The following is a 22871-nucleotide window of genomic DNA, read 5'->3' as shown; positions in this document are numbered from 1 at the left end:
TCAGCGGGTCAGCACCCGCCTGGTCAGGAACGACAGCGCATCGACGGCCAGCACCAGCGCCATCATGGCCAGCAGCACGGTGCAGCTCTCGTGCATCTGAAAGAGGCTCAAGTGGTAGCTGAGCATCTGGCCCAGCCCGCCTGCGCCCACCACGCCCAGCACGGCGGCGGCACGGATGTTGTTCTCCCAGCGGTAGAGCGCATACGAGAGCAGCTGCGGCAGCACCTGCGGCAGCGTGGCCCAGAGGAACACCTGCGCGCCTGACACGCCGCGCACGCGCAGCGCGAGCGCCGGCTCGGGCGCGGTGTTCTCGATCGCCTCGGCGAAGAGCCGCCCCAGCACGCCGGTCGTGTGCAGCGCAAGCGCCAGCGTGCCCGGCAAGGGCCCGAGCCCGGCGGCCACGAGCAGCAGTGAGGCCCACACCAGCTCGGGCACCGAGCGCAGCACGTTCAGCACGAGGCGTGCGGCGCCGCGCGCGGCCCGGTGGTGGCGCGCGCTCGCCGGCAGCGCGATCACGAGCCCGGCCGCCACGGCGAGCAGCGTGCCGAGGAGCGACATGGCGAGCGTCTCGCCGGCGGCCTGCAGCGTCTTGCGCAGGAAACCGGTCGAGCTCTCCGGCGGGAAGAAGCTCGCACCGAACGCCCCCATCTTCTGCAGCGCCCCCAGCGAGAGGAATTCGGCCCAGCGCAGGTCCAGCGTCGCGAAGCTCGCGAGCACGAGCGCGGCGATGCCCAACACGACCAGGAGCGCACGTCGACGGCTCGTCATGCGATCTCCCTGCGCAGCCATGCGCTGAGCCGGTCGCTCAACGCCACGAGCGCGACGAACACCAGCAGGATCGCGCCCACCTCCGCACCGGCGAACATCTTGGTCGCCGTGTCGAGTTGCTGCCCCAGACCCCCGGCGCCGACGAAACCCAGCACCACCGACGAGCGGATCGCGCACTCCCAGCGGTACAGCGTGTAGCTCGTGAGCTCGGGCGCGCACTGCGGCAGCGCGCCGAAGAAGAGCGCCTGCAGCCGGCCGCTGCCGTTGCGCAGCAGCGTGAGCGTGGGCGTGGCATCGCTGCTGTCGAGGATCTCGGCGTAGACCTTGCCGAGCATGCCGCCGTAGGCGATGGCGATCGCCAGCACGCCGGCGGTGGGCCCGAGGCCGACGACGCGCACGAAGACCAGCGCCCACACCAGCTCGGGGATGGAGCGCAGCAGCACCAGCAGCCAGCGCGCCGCCTGCCGCAGGGCTTGTGGCCCCCAGGCCATGCGCGTGCCGAGGGCGCTGACCGACAGCCGCGTGCTCGCCAGCAAGGCGAGCGGCACGGCGATGAGCCAGGCGAGCGTGAGCCCGGCCGTCGCAATGGCCACGGTGCGCCAGGTCTCGCGCGCCAGCATCGCGAGGAACTCCGCGTCATGGCGCGGCGGTGCGAAGTCGCGCACGAAGTTCCAGGTCGACGCGAGGCTGCGGGCGTCGGCGAGCACCAGGGGGTTGAACTCGGTCCACACCACCAGCGGCCACAGCAGCACCGCGCCCACGAGCAGCGCCGACCAGCGGCGCAGCCAGGCCGGGTCGCGCAGGGGCAGGGCGGCGTTCAACGGCACATCGCCTCGGGCAGGCCAGGCGCACGGGGCGGTGCAGGGTGTGAGCCCTCGTCGGTGTCGCGCCCGGCATAGAGCGCTTGCAGCGCGTCGTCGCTCAGGCCGCTTGCGGGTCCGTCGTAGACACACTCGCCATCGCGCAACGCCACGATGCGCGGAAATCGCTCACGCGCCACCGCCACCTGGTGCAGGCTGCACACCAGCGTGCGCTGCTCGCGGCGCGCGCGCTCGGTCAGCGTGGTGATGACCTGCTGCGCGCGGGTCGGGTCGAGCGCCGACAACGGCTCGTCGATCAGCCACAGCTCGGCTTGCGAAACGAGCGCACGCGCGAGGCCCACACGCTGGCGTTCGCCGCCGGAGAGCCAGTCGACGCGCTCCCAGAGTTTGTCGGCCAGGTCCAGCGTGGTCAGCGCCTCGTGCGCCACCGAAGCCTCGCGCGGGTGCCACAGCGTGCGCAGGCTGGCCCACAGGCCCATCGTCGGCAGGCGGCCGGCGAGCACCGAGGCCACCACCCGCTGGCGCGGCGGCAGCGGCGGCACCTGGGGCGCGAGGAAGAGCCGGGCCCGCAGCCGCTGGCGCTGAGCGGTGCTCAAGCGCCACGGTGCCACGTCGAAGAGCTTCAATTCGCCCGACAAGGGCTGCAGCGCGCAGGCGAGCGCCATCAAGAGCGTGGTCTTGCCGGCGCCCGAGGCACCGATCACCGCTACCTGCTCGCCCGGCGCGATGCGCAGGCTCACGCCTTTGAGCGCGGCACCGCGCGCGCCTTCGGCGGCCGCGACCGACAGCTGCTGCAGCTCGACCACTTACTTCAGCAGCCCGGCGTTTTCGGCCGCCGCGCGGATGCCGGTGTAGTTCTCGGCCTTGGTCGGCACGAAGCGCGTCGCGCGTTGCAGCGCGAGGATCTCCTTGCCCTGCGGCGTGTTGGGGTCGAGTGCGAGGAAGGCCTGCTTGATCTTTTCGCGCAGCTCGGCCGGCATGTCGGCATGCACCGTCCAGTTGTAGTCGTAGTACGTCGGCGTGGTGTAGAAGACCTTCACCTGCGCGGTGTCGACCTTTTTCTCGGCGACGAATTTCTCCCACACCGAGATGTTGAGCGCGCCGGCGTCGACCTTGCCGCTGGCCACCGCGGCAATCGTCGCGTCGTGTGCGCCGGAGAAGCTCACGCGCTTCAGGTCCACGTCGGGGTTGATCTTCGAGGCCAGCAGGAAGCTGCGCGGCATCAGGTGGCCGGAGGTGCTGGAGGCCGAGCCGAAGCTCAGGGTCTTGCCCTTCAGGTCGTCGAGCTTGGCGATGCCGCTTTTCGCGTCGGTGATGAAGACCGAACGGAAGCGCTCGTCCTCCTCACGCTGCACCAGCGGCACCGCTTTGCCACCCGAGCGCACATGCGCCTGCACGAAGGTGAAGCCGCCGAACCAGGCGAGGTCGATCTTACGGTGGACCAGGGTCTCGACCGCCGCCGGGTAGTCGGTGACCGGCGTCCACTCGACCTTCATGCCGAGCTTCGATTCCAGGTACGCGCCCAGCGGCGCGAACTTGCGTGCGAGCTCGGTGGGCGACTCGTCGGGGATCGCCGTCACGCGCAGCACCGTCTGGGCGTGTGCCCACGGGGCGGCAGTGAGGAGGGCGAGGCAGAGCAGGTGTCGGCGAAGGATGTTCATGTCGTGCGTCAGAGTGAAGTGATCTGTCGGGCCAGGGCGGTGATGCCGTCGGGCGTGAGGTCGTCGGTCTCGACGCGCCGCGCCTGCGTGAGCCGCTGCAGGTGGCGGCCCTGCGAGCGGGCGTATTGCGGGTCGTAGTGCTCGGCCATCAGCGCGGCAAAGAGCGGCGGCAGCTCACGCGCCAGCGCCCAGGCTTGCCACTGTTCGAGCGTCTCGTTGGGCAGCAGGCCTTTCAGGCCGCCGAGCTTGTCGGCCAGGCCCTTCGGGTCGTCGCCAAGCCAGGCGTAGTCGCGCAGCAGGTAGGCGAGCCGCGCCTCGGGCGTGGCCACGATCTCCACGACCGGGCTTTCGCGCAGGCGCAGCAGCAGCGCATCGGGCACGGTGATGCGGCCGATGCGCCGGCTCTCGGCCTCGACCCACACGCGGCGGGTCGGGTCGAGCGGCTCCAGCGCACTCATCAGCTGGGTCTCGAATCCTTTCTGCGACGGCTGCTCGCGGCCGGGCACCGCGCCCAGCACCGAGCCGCGGTGCGCGGCCAGCGCTTCGAGGTCGAGCACCTGTTCACCCTGCTCACGCAGGGCTTGCAGCACGCGCGTCTTGGCACTGCCGGTCGGGCCGCACAGCACGTGCAGCTGCAGCGCCGGACACAGTGCATTGAGCCGCTCCATCACGTGGTGGCGAAAGGCCTTGTAGCCACCCTTCAACTGCTGCGCGTCCCAGCCCACCAGGCGCAACCAGTTGACGAAGCTGCCGCTGCGCATGCCGCCGCGCCAGCAGTAGATGAGCGGGCGCCAGTCGCGCGGCTTGTCGGCAAAACTTTCGTCGAGGTGGCGGGCGATGTTGCGCGCCACCATCGCACCGCCGATCTTGCGCGCCTCGAAGGCCGAGACCTGCACGTAGGTCGTGCCGGTGATGCGGCGCTCTTCGTCGTCGAGCACCGGGCAGTTGATGGCGCCGGGGATGTGGTCGAGCGCGTATTCCGACGGCGAGCGGGCGTCGATGATGACGCTGAACTCCTTCAGATTTTCAACGGTGTAGAGCTTGTGACTCATCGCTGTTTTTGTTCGACACTCGCGGGCATGGACCCGATCAAACTCACTTCGTTTTCCCACGGTGGCGGCTGCGGCTGCAAGATCGCGCCGGGCGTGCTGGCCGAGATCCTCTCGCGTGCCCCGCTGGGCCTGATCCCGCCGGAGCTGATGGTGGGCACCGAGACCGCCGACGATGCCGCGGTGTACCGCCTCAACGACCAGCAGGCGCTCGTGGCCACCACCGACTTCTTCACGCCGATTGTCGATGACCCGCGCGACTTCGGGCGCATCGCCGCCACCAACGCGATTTCCGACATCTACGCGATGGGCGGCACGCCCATCATGGCGCTGGCGCTGGTGGGCATGCCGCTCGACAAGCTGCCGCTCGAGGTGATCGGCGCCATCCTCGAAGGCGGGGCGAGTGTCTGCCGTGAGGCCGGCATTCCGATCGCGGGAGGCCACTCGATCGACGTGCTCGAGCCGATCTACGGCCTGGTGGCCCTGGGCCTCGTGCACCCGCAGCGCGTGCGCCGCAACGCCGATGCGCAGGCGGGCGACCTGCTGGTGCTGGGCAAGCCGCTGGGCGTGGGCATCCTCTCGGCCGCGCTGAAGAAAGGCCGGCTCGATGCGAAAGGGTATGCCGAGATGGTCCGCCACACGACGCAGCTCAACCGCGTGGGCAGCGTGCTGGCCGAGATCGACGGTGTGCATGCGATGACCGACGTGACCGGCTTCGGCCTGCTGGGCCATCTGCTGGAGGTGTGCCGCGGCTCCAGGCTCGCCGCCGAGGTGGAGATGGCCAAGGTGCCGCTGATCGGCACGGCCACGGCGTTTGCCCGCGAGGGCGTGGCCACGGGCGCTTCGGCGCGCAACTGGTCGGGCTACGGTGCTGCGGTGTCGCTCGATGCGGCCCTCTTGCCCTGGCAACAAGCCCTGCTCACCGACCCGCAGACGAGCGGTGGCCTGCTCGTGTCATGCGCGCCCGAGGCAGCCGACACGGTGCTGGCGCGTTTCACGGCCGCAGGTTTCGACGATGCCGCCGTGATCGGGCGCCTCACGGACGGCGAGCCACGCGTGCGGGTGGCCTGAACGTTCAGCCCGCGGGCGCGACCCGCACCATGCGCGCGATCAGCTTCTCGAGCGCGAGGTCGAGGTCATCGCAGCGGCCGGTATGCACCGGCGAGGTCTGGATCACCGTGCTGCGCGGCGCCACCAGCCAGTCGAAACGCTCGCGCGCCGACAGGTGGCGCAGTGCACCCGCTGCCTCGCCACCGGCGCAGATGTCGGGAATGGCGCGCAGCGTGGCGCGCACGGGCACGAGGTCGAGGTCCGGCGCGAGCGCCAGCACGCGGGCTTCGTCGAGCTCGATGCGCGCCTTCAGGAAGCTGGCGCGCTTGCACGACACGATCGCGCCCACGTTGACGAACTCGCCCCGCTCCACGCGCGGCACCACGCGCACGATGGCGTAGTCATACGTGTGCAGCGTGGGCACGGGCGGCCTCCTCCAGGAAGGCGCGCGGTGCCTGCAGCCGGCGCTTGAAATAGTCGACATAGGCCCGGCGCTGGGCGTCGGGGCCCGAGAAGAACGGGTCGGGCAGCAGCCACGACTCGGGCACGAGCGCCACGATCTCGCTGATGCGCTCGGGCGTGAGCATCGCGACCATGGCGGCATCGACCTCCTGCAATCGGTTGGCGAAGGGCAGCAGCACGTGGTCCCGGATCGGCACGAAGGGCTTCATCGCGCGCTGCAGGAAGTCGTCCCAGCTGTGGTGGAAGTAGAGCGCCGCGCCATGGTCGATGAGCCACAGGCCCCGGTGCCACAGCAGCAGGTTGGCATTGCGCGGCGTGCGGTCGATGTTGGTCACGAAGGCATCGAACCACACGATGCGCGAGGCCAGCTCGCCGTCGGGCCGCTCGGCCAGCGGGTCGAAGGTCATCGAGCCGGGCAGGTAATCGAGCGCGAGGTTGAGGCCGCCGCTCGCGCGGAGCAGGTCCTGGATCTCGGGGTCGGGCTCGGTGCGGGCGAGTTCGGCGTCGAGTTCCATCAGCACGATCTCTGGCACCGGCAGGCCGAGCGTGCGGGCCATCTCGCCCGCGACGAGCTCGGCGATCAGCGCCTTCGGCCCCTGGCCGGCGCCACGGAACTTGAGCACGTAGAGCCCATCGTCGTCGGCCTCCACGATGGCCGGCAGCGAGCCACCTTCGCGCAGCGGCGTGAGGTAGCGGGTGGCGTGGACGGTGCGCAGGGCGGCCATGCGCGGCATTGTCCCCTGAAGGGCCGGGGCTTCGCAGCCGGCGGCGACTCGTGGCAACCTTGCGGCATGCCCGACGCTTTTGAACTCGATTCCCTTTTCGTGAAGGTCTCCGAACTGCTGGTCGCGACCGCCGACACGGCCGATGCCGACATCGACCGTGCCGTGCCCGAGGTGCTGCACTCGCTGCGCGAGAAGCTGGGCATGGACGTGGTTTTTGTCTCCGAGTTCGTCGACGGCGAACGGGTGATGCGCTTCGTCGACAAGGCCGAGGTCGCACCGCCCGTGCAGGTGGGCGATAGCGGCGAGCTGGAGTCGAGCTACTGCCTGCGCGTCGTCGACGGCCGCCTGCCGGAACTCGTGCACGACGCGGCCCGGCTGCCCGACCTGCCGGCCACGCCCTTCCGCGTGGGCGCGCACCTGAGCACGCCCATCGTGCTGCCCGACGGCCAGACCTACGGCACGCTGTGCTGCTTCAGCACCGCGCCCAACGAGCACCTGCGTCGCAAGGATGTCGACACGCTGCGCATGTGCGCACAGCTCGTCGCACGCAAGATCGACAGTGCCGACCGCCGCCGTGTGCCCGAGTGGACGCTGGCCCCGGTGGAGCCGCCGACGCGCCGCTAACGGCCGCTAAGGGCCGAGCGCCAGCAGCGCTTCTTCGCGCCAGTACTCGACCGCGGCGTACCAGCCCTCCCACACGCAGCCATTGCAGCCGCGCCCGCAGCAGGTGGTGGGCTCGGGCGGCGGCACGCGCAGCGACAGGCCCGCGGCCTGTGCACGCTGCTGCAGTTCGCCGAACATGGCCTGCGCCTCGGCCACGCTGGTGATGGGGGTCGACATGAAGGCGGCGAGGATAGCCGCCCCGTGACAAGATCGCAGCCCCGGAGGTGATCACCATGGCATGGTTCGACGGTTTCGAGGCGACCCGGTACGAGGTCAACGGCCAGCAGATCTTCGCCCGCACCGGCGGCCAGGCCGGCGCGCCGCCGCTGCTGCTCTTGCATGGCTTCCCGCAGACGCATGTCATCTGGCACCGCGTGGCGATTCGCTTGCGCGAGCGCTTCTTCCTCGTGATGCCCGACCTGCGCGGCTATGGCGATTCCTCCAAACCGCCGGGCGACCCTCAGCACGCCACCTACAGCAAGCGGGTGATGGCCGCCGACATGGTGGCGCTGATGCGCACGCTCGGCCACCCGCGCTTCGGTCTCGTCGGCCATGACCGCGGCGGCCGCGTCGCGCACCGCCTCGCGCTCGACCACCCCGACGCGGTCACCAAGCTCAGCGTGCTCGACATCGCGCCCACGCTCGACATGTACGAGGCGACCGACATGCGCTTCGCCGCCGCCTACTACCACTGGTTCCACCTGATCCAGCCCGCGCCGCTGCCCGAACGCATGATCGGCGGCGACCCGCTCTTCTACCTGCGCTGGAAGCTCGGCGGCTGGGGCAGCGCTGGCATGGCCTACCTGGAGCCCGAGGCGATCGCCGAATACGAACGCTGCTTCGTCGTGCCCGAGAGCATCCACGCCATCTGCGAGGACTACCGTGCCTCCGCGGGCATCGACCTCGAACACGACCGCGCCTCGCGCGCCGCCGGCGAACGCATCGCCTGCGATACGCAGGTGCTGTGGGGCACGCGCGGCGTGGTGCATCGCATGTTCAAGCCGCTGGAGCTGTGGCAGGCCCAGTGCAGCGGCCGCGTGAGCGGCGAGGCGCTGCCCAGCGGCCACTTCGTGCCGGAAGAAGCGCCGGCCGAGACGGCCCAGGCGCTGCTCGCGTTTTTCTAGATCAGGACCGAAGGATCCCGTCGGGCCCGAAGATGCCGAGCTTCACCGCCGTCGTGCCCACGTAGGGCGCGGCGTTGGAGAAGTTCACCGCGACTTCGCCGACCTCGAAATTGCGCAGGCCCGCGAGCGCGCTGCGCAGCTTCTCGCGCGTGACGTCGCGGCCCGCGCGGCGCAGCGCCTCGGCGATCACCTGCGCGTTGATCCAGCTCTCCAGGCCGAGGCCGGTGGTGGTGAGGCCGGCCGCGTCCATCGATGCGTGGAAGTTGCGCACGACCGCGAACTTCATCACCTGCGCACTCGGGAACACCGAGGCCATGGCCAGCCCCGTCAGGTGCTTGCCCAGGCGCTTGGTGTCGGTGAAGGTGACCGACAGGCCGATCACCGGCAGGCCCGCGGCCTTGTCGCGCAGCGAGAGGATGAGGTCGGTGGTGCCGGTGCCGGTGGTGCCGAGGAACACGGCGCCGCACTTGCTGTCGACGATCTGCTGCGCCACTTCGGCGTGGTTCTTGCCGTCGACGGCGAGTGCGATCGAGGCCACGGCCTTCAGCTTCTGCTCGGCCAGCACGCGCTGCGCATTGCCCAGCACTTCCTTGCCGAAGGGGTTGTCGAGGTAGACGACCGCGATGTCCTGCAGGCCCATCTGCACCAGCTGCTGCACCATGCGCGTGACTTCGTCGGTGTAGCTCGGGCGGATGTGGAAGGTGTTCTTGAACTCGGGCTTGCGTAGCGAGGCGGCACCGGTGATGGGGCCCAGCACCGGGATGCCGGCCTTCTCGGTCATGGGCAGGATGGCGCCGTTGTTGGGCGTGCCGATCAGCGACATGAACGCGAGCGCGCTGCCGTCGTCGATCATCTTCTTGATGTTCTCGACCGTGCGCGGAGCCTGGTAGCCGTCGTCCTGGGTGACGATCTTGAGCTCGCGGCCGTGCACACCGCCCGCCTTGTTGATCTGGGCGAAGGCGGCCTGGATGGCCTTGATGTGGTCCTGCCCGGCGTTGCCGAGCGGGCCGCTGAGGGCCGTCGAGTTGCCGATGGTGATCGTCTTGGCGGTCACGCCATCTTCAGCGGCCCAGGTGGGCAGGACCCAGCTGGCGGTGCCTAACGCGGCAGCGCCCTGGGTGGCCCGGCGGAGGAAAAGGCGGCGGTTCAGGGTCATGGAAGCTGTCTCCTGTATGTCGTTGTGGATCGATGTTCACAGACGTGCCAAAACCGACGGTATCCGTTCAAACGTGATCAGTTCAAACGCGGAGTGTGAGGTCGGGGCCCATCACGCCGAGCTTCACCGGCAGCGTGCCCACATAGGGCGCGGCGCTGCTGAAGTTGATGACGAGTTCGCCGAGCTCGAAGCCGCGGATGCTGGCGAGCGAGGCACGCAGCTTGTCGCGGTGGAGGTCGCGGCCGGCGCGCCGCACGCCTTCGATCAGCACGCGGGCGTTGATCCAGCTCTCGACGGCGGAGCCGGTGGGCGCGTCGAAGCCCATCGCGTCCATGTCGGCCTGGTGCTCGCGGATCAGCGCGAACTTCTTGCTCTTGAAGCTCGGGAAGACCGAGGCCATCGCGAGGCCCAGCGCGCGGTCCTTGCCGAGGCGCGGCAGGTCGGAGTAGGTGACCGACAGGCCCACGATCGGGATGGAGCCCATGCTGCCGCGCAGGGCGATCACGAAGTCGGTCACGCCCGAGCCGGTGGTGGCGAGGAACACGGCGCCGGCGCGCGAGTCCTCGACACGCTGGGCCACCTCGGCGGCGTTCTTGCCGTCGAAGGCGAGCGCGAATTCACCGCTGGCGGTGAGCCTGGCGGCGGCGAGCGCGGCCTTGCCCTGCGCCAGCACTTCCTTGCCGAAGGGATTGTCGAGGTAGACGAAGGCGATGTTCGACAGGCCCATCTTCACCAGCTGCTCGACCATGCGCGTCACTTCCTCGCCATAGCTCGGGCGGATGTGGAAGACGTTGCGCAGCTGCGGGTTGCGCAGGGCGCCCGAGCCGGTGATCGGGCCCACCAGCGGCAGGCCGGCCTTCTCGATGATGGGCAGCAGCGCCGCGGTGTTGGGCGTGCCCACCTGCGAGACGAGCGCCATCACCGAGTTGTCGGCCACCATCTGCTTCACGTTCTCGGCCGACCGGGCGGCGGCGTAGCCGTCGTCCATGGTGATCAGGCGCAGCTCGCGGCCATGGAGGCCGCCGGCGCGGTTGACCGCGGCGAACGCGGCCTGGATGCCCATCACGTGGTCCTTGCCCGAGGCGCCCAGCGGGCCGGTCAGCGGCAGCGAGCTGCCGAAGGTGACGTGCCGGGACGAGATGGCTTCCGCAGCGGCTTGTGAACTGGGCAACCAGCTGGCGATGCCGAGCGCGGCGGCGGTCTGGGCGGAGCGGCTGAGGAACAGGCGGCGATTCATCGTCATGGGGTACTTCTAGGTATGGGAGGTTTTTACTTGTCGGCAGGCTAGTGACCGGCCCCACCCTTGTCGAGACGCCTAGGTGACACGGCCGGAATTCAGCGCCGGAGTGCGACGCCGTTCACGCTTGTTTGGCGCGACTTGCTACGCACGCCCGTGCACAAACAACGCTTCAGCGTGCCGAAGCGGGCGAGGATGAGGTGGGAGGGCTCGCCTTCAGCGCGCTGGCGTGGCCTGGAACGTGAGCTTCACCACGTCGGCCTGCATCAGGCTCAGTTGCCGGCCTTCGATGCGGTAGCTGTCGATGGAGGCCAGGGCCTGCAGGAGGCGCGCTTCCTGTTCCATCACCTCGGGCGCGCAGGCCATGCGGGTGGTGGCGAGCGGCTTGAGCGCGATCGAGGTGCCGCGCTGCGTGTAGCGGCCCCGCAGCGTGTTGCAGCCGGCAAAGCCGGTGAGGTGCTGGGAGGTGCTGCGCAAGGTGAGCTGCACCGGGCCGCGTGCGCCCGCCGCGGCGACCGGCGCGCCGTCGAGGGTCTGCAGCGCCCAGCGGGTGTCGCGCAGGGCGACGTTGCCGAACGCCGTGGCGCCAGCGGCCGAGGCCGAGGCCGGTGCGGCCCAGGGGGCGGACGTGACGCTGGCCAGCAGGCCGCACAACAGCAGCGCCAGGCGCGAAGAAGACGAAGGGGGCATGCAGGCTCGCAGAGCAGAAGACCGCGGGAGCATACGAAGCGAGAAGGGCGGTGTCCATGTCGCATTTCGCACCCATGAACGGGAAGCCGCGCGTCTACCATCGCGCGAGACCGACGCCCACGTCGACGAGGGAACCCGATGCACGCCTGGCTGGACAAGCTCAACCAGTACTTCCCGGTCCGCTATGCCGCGTGGCTGCTGTGCGCGGTGGGGCTGCTGCTGAGCGCCTTCACCTGGGTCGCGTTTGGCACCGGCGGGGGCCTGGTGCTGCTGTGTGCGCTGCTGCTGGGCCTGGGCCTGCACGACGTGACGCAGACGCGCCACTCGGTGTTGCGCAACTACCCGGTGATCGGGCACCTGCGCTTCCTGCTCGAGTTCATCCGGCCCGAAATGCGGCAGTACTTCATCGAGAGCGACAACGAGGCCGCGCCGTTTTCCCGCCAGCAGCGCTCGCTCGTCTACCAGCGCTCCAAGGGCGAGCCCGACAAGCGACCCTTCGGCACGCAGATGGACGTGGGCGCCACCGGCTACGAATGGATCAACCACTCGCTCGTGCCCACCGTACTCGCCACGCACGACTTTCGCGTGACCATCGGCGCCACGCGTGCGCAGCCCTATTCGGCCAGCGTCTTCAACATTTCGGCGATGAGCTTCGGCGCGTTGTCCGCGAACGCCATCCTCGCGCTCAACGCGGGCGCGAAGCGCGGCAACTTCGCGCACGACACCGGCGAGGGCTCGATCAGCGTGCACCACCAGCAGCACGGGGGCGATCTCATCTGGGAGATCGGCTCTGGCTACTTCGGCTGCCGCGATGCGCAGGGCCGCTTCGACCCCGAGCGCTTCGCCGGGAATGCGACCTTGCCGCAGGTGAAGATGATCGAGCTCAAGCTCAGCCAGGGCGCCAAGCCCGGCCACGGCGGCATGCTGCCGGGCCCGAAGGTCACGCTGGAGATCGCGGCAGCGCGCGGCGTGCCGCCGTGGGTCGACTGCATCTCGCCCGCCAAGCACAGCGCCTTCGACACGCCGATCGGCATGATGAGGTTCATCGACCAGTTGCGTGAGCTGTCTGGCGGCAAGCCGACCGGCTTCAAGCTGTGCATCGGCCACCCGTGGGAATGGTTCGGCCTCGCCAAGGCCATGCTCGAGACCGGCATCACGCCCGACTTCATCGTGATCGACGGCGCCGAAGGCGGCACCGGTGCCGCGCCGCTCGAGTTCACCGACCACGTGGGCGCGCCGCTGCAGGAAGGCCTGCTCCTCGTGCACAACACGCTCGTCGGCCTGAACCTGCGCGACAAGATTAAGCTCGGTTGCGCCGGCAAGGTCATCAGCGCCTTCGACATCGCGCGCATGATGGCGCTGGGAGCCGACTGGTGCAATTCGGCACGCGGCTTCATGTTCTCGCTGGGTTGCATACAAGCACAGGCCTGCCACACCGGCCAGTGCCCGACCGGCGTGAGCACGCAGGACCCGCAGCGACAGCGGGCGCTCGTGGTGCCGACCAAGGCCGAGCGTGTGTACCAGTACCACCGGAGCACGCTGCATGCGCTGAAGGAGCTGGTGCAGGCCGCCGGTCTCGATCACCCTGCGGGCATCACGGCTTCGCACATCGTGCGCCGCTGCAGCGACCACCAGGTGAAGCTGCTCGCGAACCTGCTCTCCTTCGTGCAGCCGGGTGCGCTCCTGCACGGCGAGATGCCGCACAACGTGTTCAAGCTGTACTGGCCGATGGCCAGTGCGCACAGCTTCCAGGCCACACCTTCCTGAGGCGCGCGAGCGCGCTTTTCGCCTCGTAGCGCTTGGCTACAAAGCCCCCCCCGATCACGGGGATGAACGCGGGTTTGAGGGGATGCACCATGAGGTGGCAGTCCCAACAATGCCCGCCATTCACTGCCCGCCAGCGCACCACTTCATGCCGTCCGTCGTCCTGCTCCAGCGCGATCACGAAGCCAGCCCGAGGCTGCGTGCGCTGATCGATGCGACCGAGACGTTCTGGGTCTGCGATGAGGTGCACACCGTTGAGCACGCCCGGCGCGTGATGCGCCACAGCACCCCCGACATCCTCGTCACCGACCTGCGTGTGCAGGACGGCGAAGTCGAGCCGCTGCTCGGCGAGCTGCGCCAGGCCGTGCGTGCGCAGGGGCCGCATGTGCTCGTCACCATGGTCTCGCACGACGACGCGCTGCTGCTCGAAGCACTGCGCGCCGGTGCCGACGGCTACTGGGTGCACACCAAGACCCACGACGCGTTGATCGACGCACTCGAGCAGCTGTGGCGCGGCGAGTCGCCCATCTCGCCGACCATCGCGCGCCAGCTGCTGTCGCACTTCCGCAAGCCGGGCACGCCCCGCTACGACACCATGACCGAAGCGCTCGACCCGCTGGTGCTCACCGGTGTGGAGCAGGAGATCCTGCAGTGGGTGGCCCAGGGCTACCTGGTCGACGAGATCGCGCAGCAGTGGCACGCCAGCGTGCACAGCGTGGCCTGCGGCATCCGCCGCGTGTACCACAAGCTGCAGTTCGACCAGCGCGCGAGCACACTGTCTCTGCGCGCGGCGTGAAAAGACAAACGGGCCTTTCGGCCCGTTTTCGTTGAGTGATGCGCTTCAGCCTTGCGGCGGCTTCGTGTCGATGAAGCTCTGCCGCTGCGCGAGCTTGGCGTCCAGCTTCTCCAGGTTGGGATATTGGCTGCGCCAGTCGATGTGCGCAAAGCGGAAGTCCAGATAACCCAGCGCACAGCCGACCGCGATGTCGGCCAGCGAGAAATGGATGCCGCTGCAGAAGGGCTTGTCGCCCAGGCCCTGGCTCATGGCCGCGAGCGAGGCGTGCACCTTGTCCATCTGGCGGCTGATCCACGCGGCACTGCGCTGGGCTTCGCTGCGGCCGGCCCACGTTTGCTCCAGGCGGGCGAGGATGGCCGCATCGCACACGCCATCGGCCAGCGCTTCCCAGGTGCGCACCTCGGTGCGCTCGCGGCCGCGGTCGGGGATCAGCTTGCCCACCGGCGACAGCGTGTCGACGTATTCGACGATCACGCGCGAATCGAACACCGCTTCGCCGCCTTCCATCACCAGGCACGGCACCTTGCCGAGCGGGTTGGACTTCATGATGGTGTCGCGATTCCACACGTCTTCGAGTTCGAGCTGGTATTCCAGCCGCTTCTCGGCCATCACGATGCGCACTTTTCGAACGTACGGGCTGGTGAGCGCGCCTATGAGTTTCATTGGTGGTACTTCCCTGTTGTCGAACGATTCTAGGTGGAGTTCTATCGACGAAGGGTCCAGTCCAGGCTCGCCGGTCGGCCGGGCAGCGTGAGCGTGGCGGTGGCCGCCGGGGTCTGCGCGATCAGTTGACCACGCCGCACCACGGCGAGCCGCGTTGCGCGCACGCGGATCGCCTCGACCGGCGAGCGCGCCTGCAGGAGCACGAAGTCCGCGTGGCAGCCGGGCTCGAGCCCGTAGCCCTCGAGGCCCAGCATGCGCGCGGGGTTGACCGTCACGGCGTCGAAGCACTGCTTCATCTGCGCCTGCGAGGTCATCTGCGCGACGTGCAGGCCCATGGCGGCCACTTCGAGCATGTCGCCGCTGCCGAGCATGTACCACGGGTCCATCACGCTGTCGTGACCGAAGGCCACGTTGACACCCGCGGCCAGCAGTTCGGGCACGCGCATCATCCCGCGGCGCTTGGGGTAGGTGTCATGGCGGCCCTGCAGCACGATGTTGGCGAGCGGGTTGGCGATCGCCTGGATCTGCGCCTCGGCCATCAGCGGGATGAGCTTGCTGGCGTAGTAGTTGTCCATCGAGTGCATGGACGTGAGGTGCGAGCCTGCCACCCGCCCGTGCAGGCCCAGGCGCTGCGTGTGGAAGGCAAGTGTCTCGATGTGGCGCGACAGCGGGTCGTCGGTCTCGTCGCAGTGCATGTCGACGCGCAGGCCGCGCTCGGCGGCGATCTCGCACAGGAGACGCACGCTCTCGGCGCCATCGGCCATGGTGCGCTCGAAATGGGGAATGCCGCCCACCACCTCCACGCCCTTGTCGAGCGCACGCTTCAGGTTGTCGACGGCGTTCTTTGCGCGCAGCACGCCGTCCTGCGGGAAGGCGACGAGCTGCAGGTCGAGATAGGGCTTCACGCGCTCCTTCACGTGCAGCAGGGCGTCGACCGCGAGCAGCCGGTCATCGCACACGTCCACATGCGAGCGCACCGCAAGCAGGCCTTTCGCCACCGCCCAGTCGCAGTACTGCAGGGCGCGCTCGACCAGCGCTTCCTGCGTGAGCAGCGGCTTCAGCTCGCCCCACAGCGCGATGCCTTCGAGCAGCGTGCCGCTCTGGTTGACGCGCGGCAGGCCGTGGCTGAGCGTCGCGTCCATGTGGAAGTGCGCATCGACGAAGGGCGGGCTCAGCAGGAAGCCCTGTGCGTCGAGCACCGGCGTGCCGGCCGGCGCGACGAGCTGAGGGCCGACGGCGTCGATGCGGCCGCCCTGCACTAGCAGGTCGATCCCGGTGCGCCCGTCGGGCAGCGTGGCGTTGCGAACGAGCAGGTCCATGGGGCGGCTCCTGAGAGAGGCGGGGTTGATTCTGGCTTACGCTTGCCCTTCCCTCATGCAAGACACATACCCCATGATCTCGAAGAGACATCTGCTCGCGGCCACCGCCGCGGCTGCGCTGCTCCCGCTCACGCCCGCCCTCGCCCAGACCGCCGCCTGGCCCAGCAAGCCCATCCGCCTGGTGGTGGGTTTTCCCGGCGGCTCGTCGCCCGACGCCATGGCACGTGCGCTCTCCGACGGCCTGTCGAAGGCGCTCGGCCAGCCCGTGGTGGTCGACAACAAGCCCGGCGCCTCGGGCAACATCGCCGCCGACCAGGTCGCCAAGGCCACCGACGAGCACACGCTGGGCATCGTGATCAACGGCAACCTGACCGTCGCCAAGCTGATCAACCCGGCGACGCCCTTCGACCCCGCGCGCGACTTCGCGCCCATCTCGCTGCTCGGCACCGCACCGCTGGTGCTCACCGCCTCGGGCGATGCGACGGGCAGCACGCCGGCCGAGCTGATCGCCTGGGCCAAGTCGCTCGGTGACAAGGGCAACTACGGCACGCCGGGCAACGGCACGGTGGCGCACCTCGGCATGGAGCTCCTGAAGAGCAAGACCGGCATCGCGGCGCTGCACGTGCCCTTCCCCGGCAACCCGCAAGTCGTCACCGCGCTGATCGCCGGGCAGGTGCAGCTCTCGCTGCTGCCGCCGGGCATCGCGATGCCGCAGGTGAAGGCCGGCAAGCTGAAGGCGGTGGCTGTCACCTCGCCGGCGCGCAGCGCGCTGGTGCCCGACGTGCCCACGCTTCGCGACGCCGGCGTGACCGGCACCGACCTCGAGGTGTGGACGGCGCTCGTCGGCCCGGCCTCCCTGCCCAAGCCGGTGGTGGCACGTGTGGCCGCGGCGGTGGCCGAGGTGATGAAACAGCCCGAGACGCAGGCGCGTGTGCTCACCGCCGGCTGGCAGGCCGTGGGCAGCCCGCCCGAGGGCCTGGCCCAGCGCATGAAGGCCGACACGGCCCAGCTGTCCGACATCATCACGAGCCGGAACATCAAGTCTGACTGAAGCTCGCGCCCGCCGCCATGACGTCGCAGGTCATGGACGTCATGCACCCGTGGCGAGAGGATCTCCTTGAACTCAACGACGCAAGGAGAAACGACATGGAAGGCATCAACCTCCTCCCCCTCGCCGTGGGCCACATGATCGGCCTCGGTGCCATCGGCTCGTGCCTGGGCGTGGGCGTGATGGCGAGCAAGTACCTCGAAGCCTCGGCACGCCAGCCCGAAATGATGGAGCCCTTGCAGGGCAAGGTGTTCCTGCTGGTGGGGGTACTGGATGGAGCCTTCATCATCGCCACCGGCATCGGCCTCTGGTTCGCGACGGCCAACCCGTTCAAGTAACGCGCCATCGTCCTACGGCGTGGCGCGTGCAGCGCTGACGCGCAAGCGGAGCGGGCCCCCCTAGGCTCGCCCGCATGGGACTGCACCGCCTCATCGGGCGCCTCGCCATGGCGCCGTTTTCAAGGGCCTTGCCTGCGATGGGCGAGACCGAACGCGCCGCCCTCGATGCCGGGACCGTCGGTTTCGAGGGCGATCTCTTTTCAGGCCGCCCCGACTTCGACGCGCTGATGCGCCGCGCGCCCCCGCGCCTGACCGACGCCGAGCGCCGCTTCATCGACCACGAGGTGCGCACACTCGCCTCGATGCTCGACGACCATGCCATCGACGAGGCGCGCGACCTGCCGCCCGAGGTGTGGCATTTCCTGCGCAAGCACCGCTTCTTCGGGATGATCATCCCGCGCGAGCACGGCGGCCTCGGCTTCAGCCACGCCGCCCATGCCGAAGTGGTGACGAAGATCGCCACCGTCAACGTCGCCTGCGCGGTGACGGTGATGGTGCCCAACTCGCTGGGCCCGGCCGAGCTGCTGCTGCGCTATGGGACCGACACGCAGAAGCAGCACTACCTGCCGCGCCTGGCCGATGGCCGCGAGCTCCCGTGCTTTGCGCTCACTTCGCCCTATGCGGGCTCTGATGCAGCCTCCATTCCCGACCGTGGCGTGCTGACCGAGCGCGTGGTCGATGGCCGCACGGTGCGCGGCTTCCTCGTGCGCTTCGACAAACGCTACATCACGCTCGCCCCGGTCGCGACGGTCGTCGGCCTCGCCTTCCAGGCGGTCGACGAGCGCCGCCCCGAAGGCCGGCAGGACCTCGGCATCACCTGCGCGCTGCTGCCGGTGCCCACGCCCGGCCTGCAGGTCGGCCGCCGCCACCGCCCGATGGACTCGGCCTTCATGAACGGCCCGGTGCGCGGTGAAGACGTGTTCGTGCCGATGGACTGGGTCATCGGCGGCGAGCCGCAGGTGGGCCAGGGCTGGCGCATGCTGATGGAGTGCCTGGCCGCGGGCCGCGCCATCTCGCTGCCTGCGCTTGGCGCGGCGATGCAGCAGACCGCGCTCTTCGTCGTCAACGGCTACGGCCAGGTGCGCGAGCAGTTCGGCCTGCCGATCGGGAAGTTCCACGCCATCGCGGGCATCACCGCCGGCATGGCCGCGCGCCTCTACGCCACCGACGCCGCGCGCCGCTACACCGCTGCCGCGCTCGATGCCGGCGAGCGCCCGAGCGTGGCCAGCGCCATCCTCAAGGTGCAGCTCACCGAAGCCGGCCGCCGCGCCGTCACCGACGGCATGGACGTGTTGGGCGGCAAGGGCATCGTCGCCGGCCCGAAGAACCTGCTCGGCGTGTCGTACCGCCACGCGCCGATCGCGATCACGGTCGAAGGCGCCAACCTGCTGTCGCGTGCGCTCATCATCTTCGGCCAGGGCGCGACCCGTTGCCACCCGCAGGTGCTTCGCGAGATGGCGGCGGTGGAACGACACGACGAAGCCGCGCTCGGCCGCGCACTGCTGGGCCATGCCGGCCACGTGCTGCGCAACCTCTGGCGCAGCGTGGTGCACGCGCCGCTGCGCGGGCGTGTGCCCGAGGCGCTGAAGCCCGAGGCGCGCCGCATCGCCAGGCTGTCGGCGCAATACGCGCTGAGCGCCGACCTCGCGATGGGCCTGCTCGGCGGCCAGCTCAAGCGCATGGAGCTGCTGTCGGCGCGGCTCGGCGATGCGCTGTCGCACCTCTACCTGGCGGCGGCCTGCGTGTGGCGTTTCGAGACGGAGGACGACCCGGCGATGCTGCCGTTCGCACGCGCTGCCATCCGCGAGCAGCTGCACCACGCCGCGAGCCTGCTGCGCGAGCTGCACGCCAACCTGCCCACCGGGGCGCTGCGCTCGCTGTCGCCGCTGTGGCTGCGCGGCACCGGGAGCTTCGCGCCCTTGCGCGACCAGGACACGCTCGCCCTGGCCGAGGCCTTGCGCACGCAGCCGGCGCTGGTGGGCCGCCTCTGCCCCGATGTCTCGCGCCCCAGGAGCGGCGGCCTGCTCGACCTCATGGACGCGCTCGACGCGGCCCGGGCAGTCGGCGACGAGGTCGACGAGCTCAACCGCGCCCTGCGCCGCAGCGCATCGCTCGAAGCGGTGGCGAGCCGCTCCAGTCGCCCGGCGGCCGCGCTCGCCTACCTGCGCGCCGCCGAGCGGGTGATCGCGGTCGACGACGTGGAAGGCAGCACCAGCGCGGCCCGCCCGCGGCTCCTGCGCTGGATCCTCGGGCGCGGCGGCTGAGCCTCAGGGCGCCGCGGCGCGCCAGGGGTCCACGTGCGTCATCACGTTGAGCACGCGGTGGTGCTGCTGCAGCACCTGCTCGCGTGCCGCCACCGCGATCGCGTGGCCGGCCTCCACGCTGAGCGTGGCGTCGACCTCGAGGTGCGCATCGACCAGCACCATGTCGCCCATCTTGCGCGTGCGCACGTCGTGCACGCCGGCCACACCCGCCGTGGCGGCCAGCGTGGCGCGGATCGCGTCGACCTCTTCCTGGTCGACCGCGTGGTCCATCAGGTCGTTGAGCGAGCCCCAGCCGTAGCGCCAGCCCATGCGCAGGACCATCAGGCCGACGACCAGCGCCGCCACCGCATCGAGGAAGGGATAGCCGGCGAGGCTGCCGCCGATGCCCACCGCCACCACCAGCGAGCTTGCGGCGTCGGAGCGGGCGTGCCAGGCGTTGGCGACCAGCATGCTCGACTTGAGCCGCTTGGCCACGCGCAGCAGGTAGCGAAAGAGCAGCTCCTTGGCGACGAGCGTGCCGAGTGCCATCCACAGCGCGGGCATCTGCACGCTCGCCCCCGAGGGCGATGAGAGCTGCTCCACCGCCGACCACAGCATGCCCGCGCCCACGCTCATCAGCAGCGCGCCCAGCAGCAGCGTGGCCGCGTTCTCGAATCGCTGGTGGCCATACGGGTGCTCGGCATCGGCGCCCTTGTGGCTGTGCCGGTTGACGAAGATGACCACGAAGTCGGAGACCAGGTCCGACAGCGAATGCAGCCCGTCGGCCACCAGCGCCTGCGAACGGGCGCTCAGGCCGATGGCGATCTGGGCGGTGGTGAGCACCAGGTTGACGACGACGCTGACCCAGGTGCTGCGCGACGCTGCACGGGCGCGGTCGGCGGGGGTCACGCCGGGGTGGTCGTTGGCGTGGTCGTCAGGAGGCGTGCGCAGGATCACGGCCCCAAGCCTAACGAAAAACAGGGCCCCTAGATCAAGTGATCGCCCTGCGCGCCGTTGCTTCCTACGATGTCGTGCCTTGCCGAAGGAGGCTGCCATGAAGACCCTCGCCACCACCTTGGCCCTGCTGCTCGCCGCCTGCGCAGCGCCCACGCCCCCCGGCCCGGCCGTCGGGCCGCTGCGCGAGCAGGCCCGTGCGCTCTTTGGCGTGGTGAAGCCGGTCGAGGCGGCTGAGGTGCAGGCGCCCGCCGCCACGCTCGGGCGCGCCCTCTTCTGGGACAGCCGCCTCTCGCTCGACGGCAAGACCGCCTGCGCCAGCTGCCACTCGCGCGACGACCACAGCGCCGACCGCCGCAAGGTCTCGATCAACGCCCGCGGCGAACCGACGACGCTGCACTCGCAGCCGATGTTCATGGCGCAGGACCAGAGCGTGCTGCGCTGGTACGGCGACCGCCGCGATGGCGCGCACCAGGCCGAGCGATCGATCAGCGGCTCGATGGGATTTGCGGCGGCCGATGCGATCGGCAGCACGCTGAAGCAGCACGGCTACGAGCCGGCCTTCCGCGCGGCCTTTCCCGAGGCGCCCGACCCGGTGAGCGCGCTGAGCTATGCGCGTGCGCTGCAGGCCTACCAGCGCACGCTGCGCACACCGTCCCGCTTCGATGCCTTCCTGCAAGGCGACGACGCAGCGCTGAGCGCACGCGAGCGCTCCGGCCTGCAGACCTTCATCCACACCGGCTGCGCGGGCTGCCACAGCGGTGCGCTGCTCGGTGGCAACACGATGCAGAAGTTCGGTGTGGTGAAGGACTACTGGCTCGCCACCGGCTCACCCAAGCCCGACCTCGGCCGCTTCAACGCCACCAAGCAGGAGAGCGACAAGTACGTCTTCCGCGTGGCGATGCTGCGCAACATCGCGAAGACGGCGCCCTACTTCCACGACGGCTCGGTCGACAGGCTCGACGACGCGGTGCGCATCATGGGCGAGGTGCAGCTGGGCCGCACGTTGAGCGCGCAGGAGGTCGGCGACATCGTCGCCTTCCTCCAGTCGCTCACGGGGGAATTGCCGGCGCACTATGCACCGCCGGCAACGTTCAACTGACCGGCCTCGGTCGAAGAGCCGTCAGTCGAACAGGATCACGCCGCGCGCGTTGCGCCCTTCGGCCAGGTCGGCGAAGGCCTGCGGTGCCTCGGCCACCGAGTAGGTCTTGGTGATCAGCTCGTCGAGCTTGAGCTGGCCGCTGCGGTACATCTTGATCAGGCGCGGGAAGTCTTCGCGCGGGCGCGCCGAGCCGAAGTAGCTGCCCTTGAGCGTGCGCTCCATCGCGGTCAGCAGCAGCGGGCTCACCGGTGCGCTGTCGGCCAGCGCCGCCACGCCCACGGCGACCGCCATGCCGCCCTTGGCCAGCACGTTCACCGCCTGCGCCACCACCGCACCGGCGCCCACGCATTCGATGGCGTAGTCGGCGCCGCCGCCGGTGAGCTTCTTGATCGCCTTCACCACGTCGTCCACGCTCTTGGCGTTGACGGTGTGGGTCGCGCCCATGTCCTTGGCCATCTGCAGCTTGAGGTCGGAGGTGTCGACCGCAACGATCATCGCGGCACCCGCGATCCGGCAACCTTGAACGGCCGAGAGGCCCACGCCGCCGCAACCGAACACCACGCAGATCGAGCCGGCCTGCACCTGCGCGGTGTTGAGCGCCGCGCCCACGCCGGTCATCACGCCGCAGCTCACCAGGCAGGCCTTGTCGAGCGGCATCTCCTGGTCGATCTTGACCACGCTGTCGACCGCGAGCGTGGCGTACTCGGCCATCACGCCGCAGGCGGCGAACACGTTGAAGCCTTCGCCCTTGTCGGACTGGAAGCGGGGCGTGGCCCCCGGTGCGGCGAGCGCGTTGCGCGCCGGCTGGTCGCACAGCTGCGGGCGGCCGGTGGCGCAATAGCGGCAACGGCCGCACATGCTGACGAAGCTGCTCAGCACGTGGTCGCCCACCTTGAACTCGGTGACCGCCGACCCCACGGCGGTGATGGTGCCGGCGCCCTCATGGCCCAGCACCAAAGGCAGCGCCATCTGGATGGTGCCGTTGGCGGCCGAGAGGTCGCTGTGGCACACGCCGCAGGCGCTCATCTTCACGAGCACCTCGTTCGGGCCCGGGTCCTTGACCTGCAGCGTCTCGACGGTGATGGGGCCGTTGACTTCGCGGACGACGACGGCGCGTGCGGTGGTGGGCATGGGGAGTCCTTCTCTCGATGTGGGAACAGCAGAAGCGACGAGGGTACGCACACCCTCTGCCGGCTTCAATAGCGCCAGCCCGAACGCTCGTGTCGCATGAGCGACGT

24 protein-coding genes are annotated in these 22871 nt (G+C 69.8%); 9 read left to right on the top strand and 15 right to left on the bottom strand.

Going from position 1 to position 22871, the window contains the following annotated elements:
• From phnE to mnmH, 5 genes are read right to left on the bottom strand one after another with little or no spacing between them, the layout of a single operon-like run.
• Positions 1–768, bottom strand: coding sequence for a phosphonate ABC transporter, permease protein PhnE (phnE, locus tag JI745_RS14420; protein WP_236674998.1), 768 nt, complete (start codon positions 766–768; stop codon positions 1–3).
• Positions 765–1589: an ABC transporter permease gene (locus JI745_RS14415; protein ID WP_236674997.1), complete on the bottom strand. Its 825-nt coding sequence runs from the start codon at positions 1587–1589 to the stop codon at positions 765–767. Before JI745_RS14415 ends, phnE begins: the two co-directional genes overlap by 4 nt.
• Entirely contained in the window at positions 1586–2395 is an 810-nt protein-coding gene (locus JI745_RS14410) for a phosphonate ABC transporter ATP-binding protein (protein ID WP_201808076.1), read from the bottom strand. The genes JI745_RS14415 and JI745_RS14410 overlap by 4 nt, the downstream gene beginning before the upstream one ends.
• Positions 2396–3250, bottom strand: a complete 855-nt coding sequence (locus JI745_RS14405) for a putative selenate ABC transporter substrate-binding protein (RefSeq protein WP_201808062.1) — start codon at positions 3248–3250, stop codon at positions 2396–2398.
• Between the two features lie 8 nt (positions 3251–3258).
• The gene (gene mnmH / locus JI745_RS14400; RefSeq protein ID WP_201808060.1) at positions 3259–4302 is read right to left on the bottom strand and encodes a tRNA 2-selenouridine(34) synthase MnmH; all 1044 of its coding nucleotides are present in this window, start codon (positions 4300–4302) and stop codon (positions 3259–3261) included.
• Positions 4303–4329: 27 nt separating this feature from the next.
• Between mnmH and selD the strand changes: the two genes are divergently transcribed.
• Entirely contained in the window at positions 4330–5370 is a 1041-nt protein-coding gene (selD, locus tag JI745_RS14395; RefSeq protein WP_201808054.1) for a selenide, water dikinase SelD, read from the top strand.
• 4 nt (positions 5371–5374) lie between these two features.
• On the opposite strand, the gene JI745_RS14390 is transcribed toward selD, so the two are convergent.
• Positions 5375–5773, bottom strand: coding sequence for a DUF3037 domain-containing protein (locus tag JI745_RS14390; protein WP_310738632.1), 399 nt, complete (start codon positions 5771–5773; stop codon positions 5375–5377).
• Positions 5751–6536, bottom strand: coding sequence for a HipA family kinase (locus JI745_RS14385; RefSeq protein ID WP_404932812.1), 786 nt, complete (start codon positions 6534–6536; stop codon positions 5751–5753). Before JI745_RS14385 ends, JI745_RS14390 begins: the two co-directional genes overlap by 23 nt.
• Before the next feature lie 66 nt (positions 6537–6602).
• Here JI745_RS14385 and JI745_RS14380 point away from each other — a divergent pair, with 66 nt between their 5' ends.
• Positions 6603–7160 (top strand): GAF domain-containing protein, encoded by a 558-nt coding sequence (locus tag JI745_RS14380; RefSeq protein WP_201808050.1) that lies wholly within the window; start codon positions 6603–6605, stop codon positions 7158–7160.
• 6 nt (positions 7161–7166) lie between these two features.
• Here JI745_RS14380 and JI745_RS14375 read toward each other — a convergent pair whose 3' ends face one another.
• The gene (locus JI745_RS14375) at positions 7167–7376 is read right to left on the bottom strand and encodes an oxidoreductase-like domain-containing protein (protein ID WP_236674996.1); all 210 of its coding nucleotides are present in this window, start codon (positions 7374–7376) and stop codon (positions 7167–7169) included.
• Between the two features lie 56 nt (positions 7377–7432).
• On the opposite strand from JI745_RS14375, the gene JI745_RS14370 reads away from it, so the two are divergent.
• The gene (locus JI745_RS14370; protein ID WP_201808049.1) at positions 7433–8323 is read left to right on the top strand and encodes an alpha/beta fold hydrolase; all 891 of its coding nucleotides are present in this window, start codon (positions 7433–7435) and stop codon (positions 8321–8323) included.
• 1 nt (position 8324) lies between these two features.
• Here JI745_RS14370 and JI745_RS14365 read toward each other — a convergent pair whose 3' ends face one another.
• From JI745_RS14365 to JI745_RS14355, 3 genes are all read right to left on the bottom strand, one after another.
• Positions 8325–9479, bottom strand: coding sequence for an ABC transporter substrate-binding protein (locus JI745_RS14365; protein WP_201808047.1), 1155 nt, complete (start codon positions 9477–9479; stop codon positions 8325–8327).
• A gap of 82 nt (positions 9480–9561) precedes the next feature.
• Positions 9562–10722, bottom strand: coding sequence for an ABC transporter substrate-binding protein (locus JI745_RS14360; RefSeq protein ID WP_236674995.1), 1161 nt, complete (start codon positions 10720–10722; stop codon positions 9562–9564).
• A 210-nt stretch (positions 10723–10932) separates the two neighbouring features.
• Entirely contained in the window at positions 10933–11406 is a 474-nt protein-coding gene (locus JI745_RS14355) for an META domain-containing protein (protein ID WP_201808045.1), read from the bottom strand.
• A gap of 138 nt (positions 11407–11544) precedes the next feature.
• Between JI745_RS14355 and JI745_RS14350 the strand changes: the two genes are divergently transcribed.
• A complete protein-coding gene (locus tag JI745_RS14350) occupies positions 11545–13173 on the top strand; it encodes an FMN-binding glutamate synthase family protein (RefSeq protein WP_201808043.1) in 1629 nt (542 codons plus the stop codon).
• Positions 13174–13318: 145 nt separating this feature from the next.
• Positions 13319–13966, top strand: coding sequence for a response regulator transcription factor (locus tag JI745_RS14345; RefSeq protein ID WP_201808041.1), 648 nt, complete (start codon positions 13319–13321; stop codon positions 13964–13966).
• Between the two features lie 45 nt (positions 13967–14011).
• Here the strand turns inward: JI745_RS14345 and JI745_RS14340 are convergent, their stop codons facing one another.
• Together JI745_RS14340 and JI745_RS14335 are read right to left on the bottom strand one after the other, a co-directional pair.
• Positions 14012–14629 (bottom strand): glutathione S-transferase C-terminal domain-containing protein, encoded by a 618-nt coding sequence (locus JI745_RS14340; protein ID WP_201808039.1) that lies wholly within the window; start codon positions 14627–14629, stop codon positions 14012–14014.
• Positions 14630–14670: 41 nt separating this feature from the next.
• Positions 14671–15948, bottom strand: a complete 1278-nt coding sequence (locus JI745_RS14335; RefSeq protein WP_201808037.1) for an amidohydrolase family protein — start codon at positions 15946–15948, stop codon at positions 14671–14673.
• A gap of 73 nt (positions 15949–16021) precedes the next feature.
• Here JI745_RS14335 and JI745_RS14330 point away from each other — a divergent pair, with 73 nt between their 5' ends.
• From JI745_RS14330 to JI745_RS14320, 3 genes are all read left to right on the top strand, one after another.
• Positions 16022–16999 (top strand): tripartite tricarboxylate transporter substrate binding protein, encoded by a 978-nt coding sequence (locus JI745_RS14330; protein WP_201808035.1) that lies wholly within the window; start codon positions 16022–16024, stop codon positions 16997–16999.
• Positions 17000–17094: 95 nt separating this feature from the next.
• Positions 17095–17334 (top strand): F0F1 ATP synthase subunit C, encoded by a 240-nt coding sequence (gene atpE / locus JI745_RS14325; protein WP_201808033.1) that lies wholly within the window; start codon positions 17095–17097, stop codon positions 17332–17334.
• Between the two features lie 74 nt (positions 17335–17408).
• Positions 17409–19598 (top strand): acyl-CoA dehydrogenase, encoded by a 2190-nt coding sequence (locus JI745_RS14320; RefSeq protein ID WP_201808031.1) that lies wholly within the window; start codon positions 17409–17411, stop codon positions 19596–19598.
• 3 nt (positions 19599–19601) lie between these two features.
• On the opposite strand, the gene JI745_RS14315 is transcribed toward JI745_RS14320, so the two are convergent.
• A complete protein-coding gene (locus tag JI745_RS14315) occupies positions 19602–20534 on the bottom strand; it encodes a cation diffusion facilitator family transporter (RefSeq protein WP_404932811.1) in 933 nt (310 codons plus the stop codon).
• A 97-nt stretch (positions 20535–20631) separates the two neighbouring features.
• Between JI745_RS14315 and JI745_RS14310 the strand changes: the two genes are divergently transcribed.
• Positions 20632–21633, top strand: a complete 1002-nt coding sequence (locus JI745_RS14310; RefSeq protein ID WP_201808016.1) for a cytochrome-c peroxidase — start codon at positions 20632–20634, stop codon at positions 21631–21633.
• A gap of 21 nt (positions 21634–21654) precedes the next feature.
• On the opposite strand, the gene JI745_RS14305 is transcribed toward JI745_RS14310, so the two are convergent.
• Positions 21655–22764 (bottom strand): zinc-binding dehydrogenase, encoded by a 1110-nt coding sequence (locus JI745_RS14305; protein ID WP_201808013.1) that lies wholly within the window; start codon positions 22762–22764, stop codon positions 21655–21657.
• Between the last annotated feature and the right edge of the window lie 107 nt (positions 22765–22871).

It is taken from the genome of Piscinibacter sp. HJYY11 (assembly GCF_016735515.1).
Taxonomy (GTDB): domain Bacteria; phylum Pseudomonadota; class Gammaproteobacteria; order Burkholderiales; family Burkholderiaceae_C; genus Rhizobacter.
This window is presented reverse-complemented; position numbering and strand designations above follow the sequence as displayed.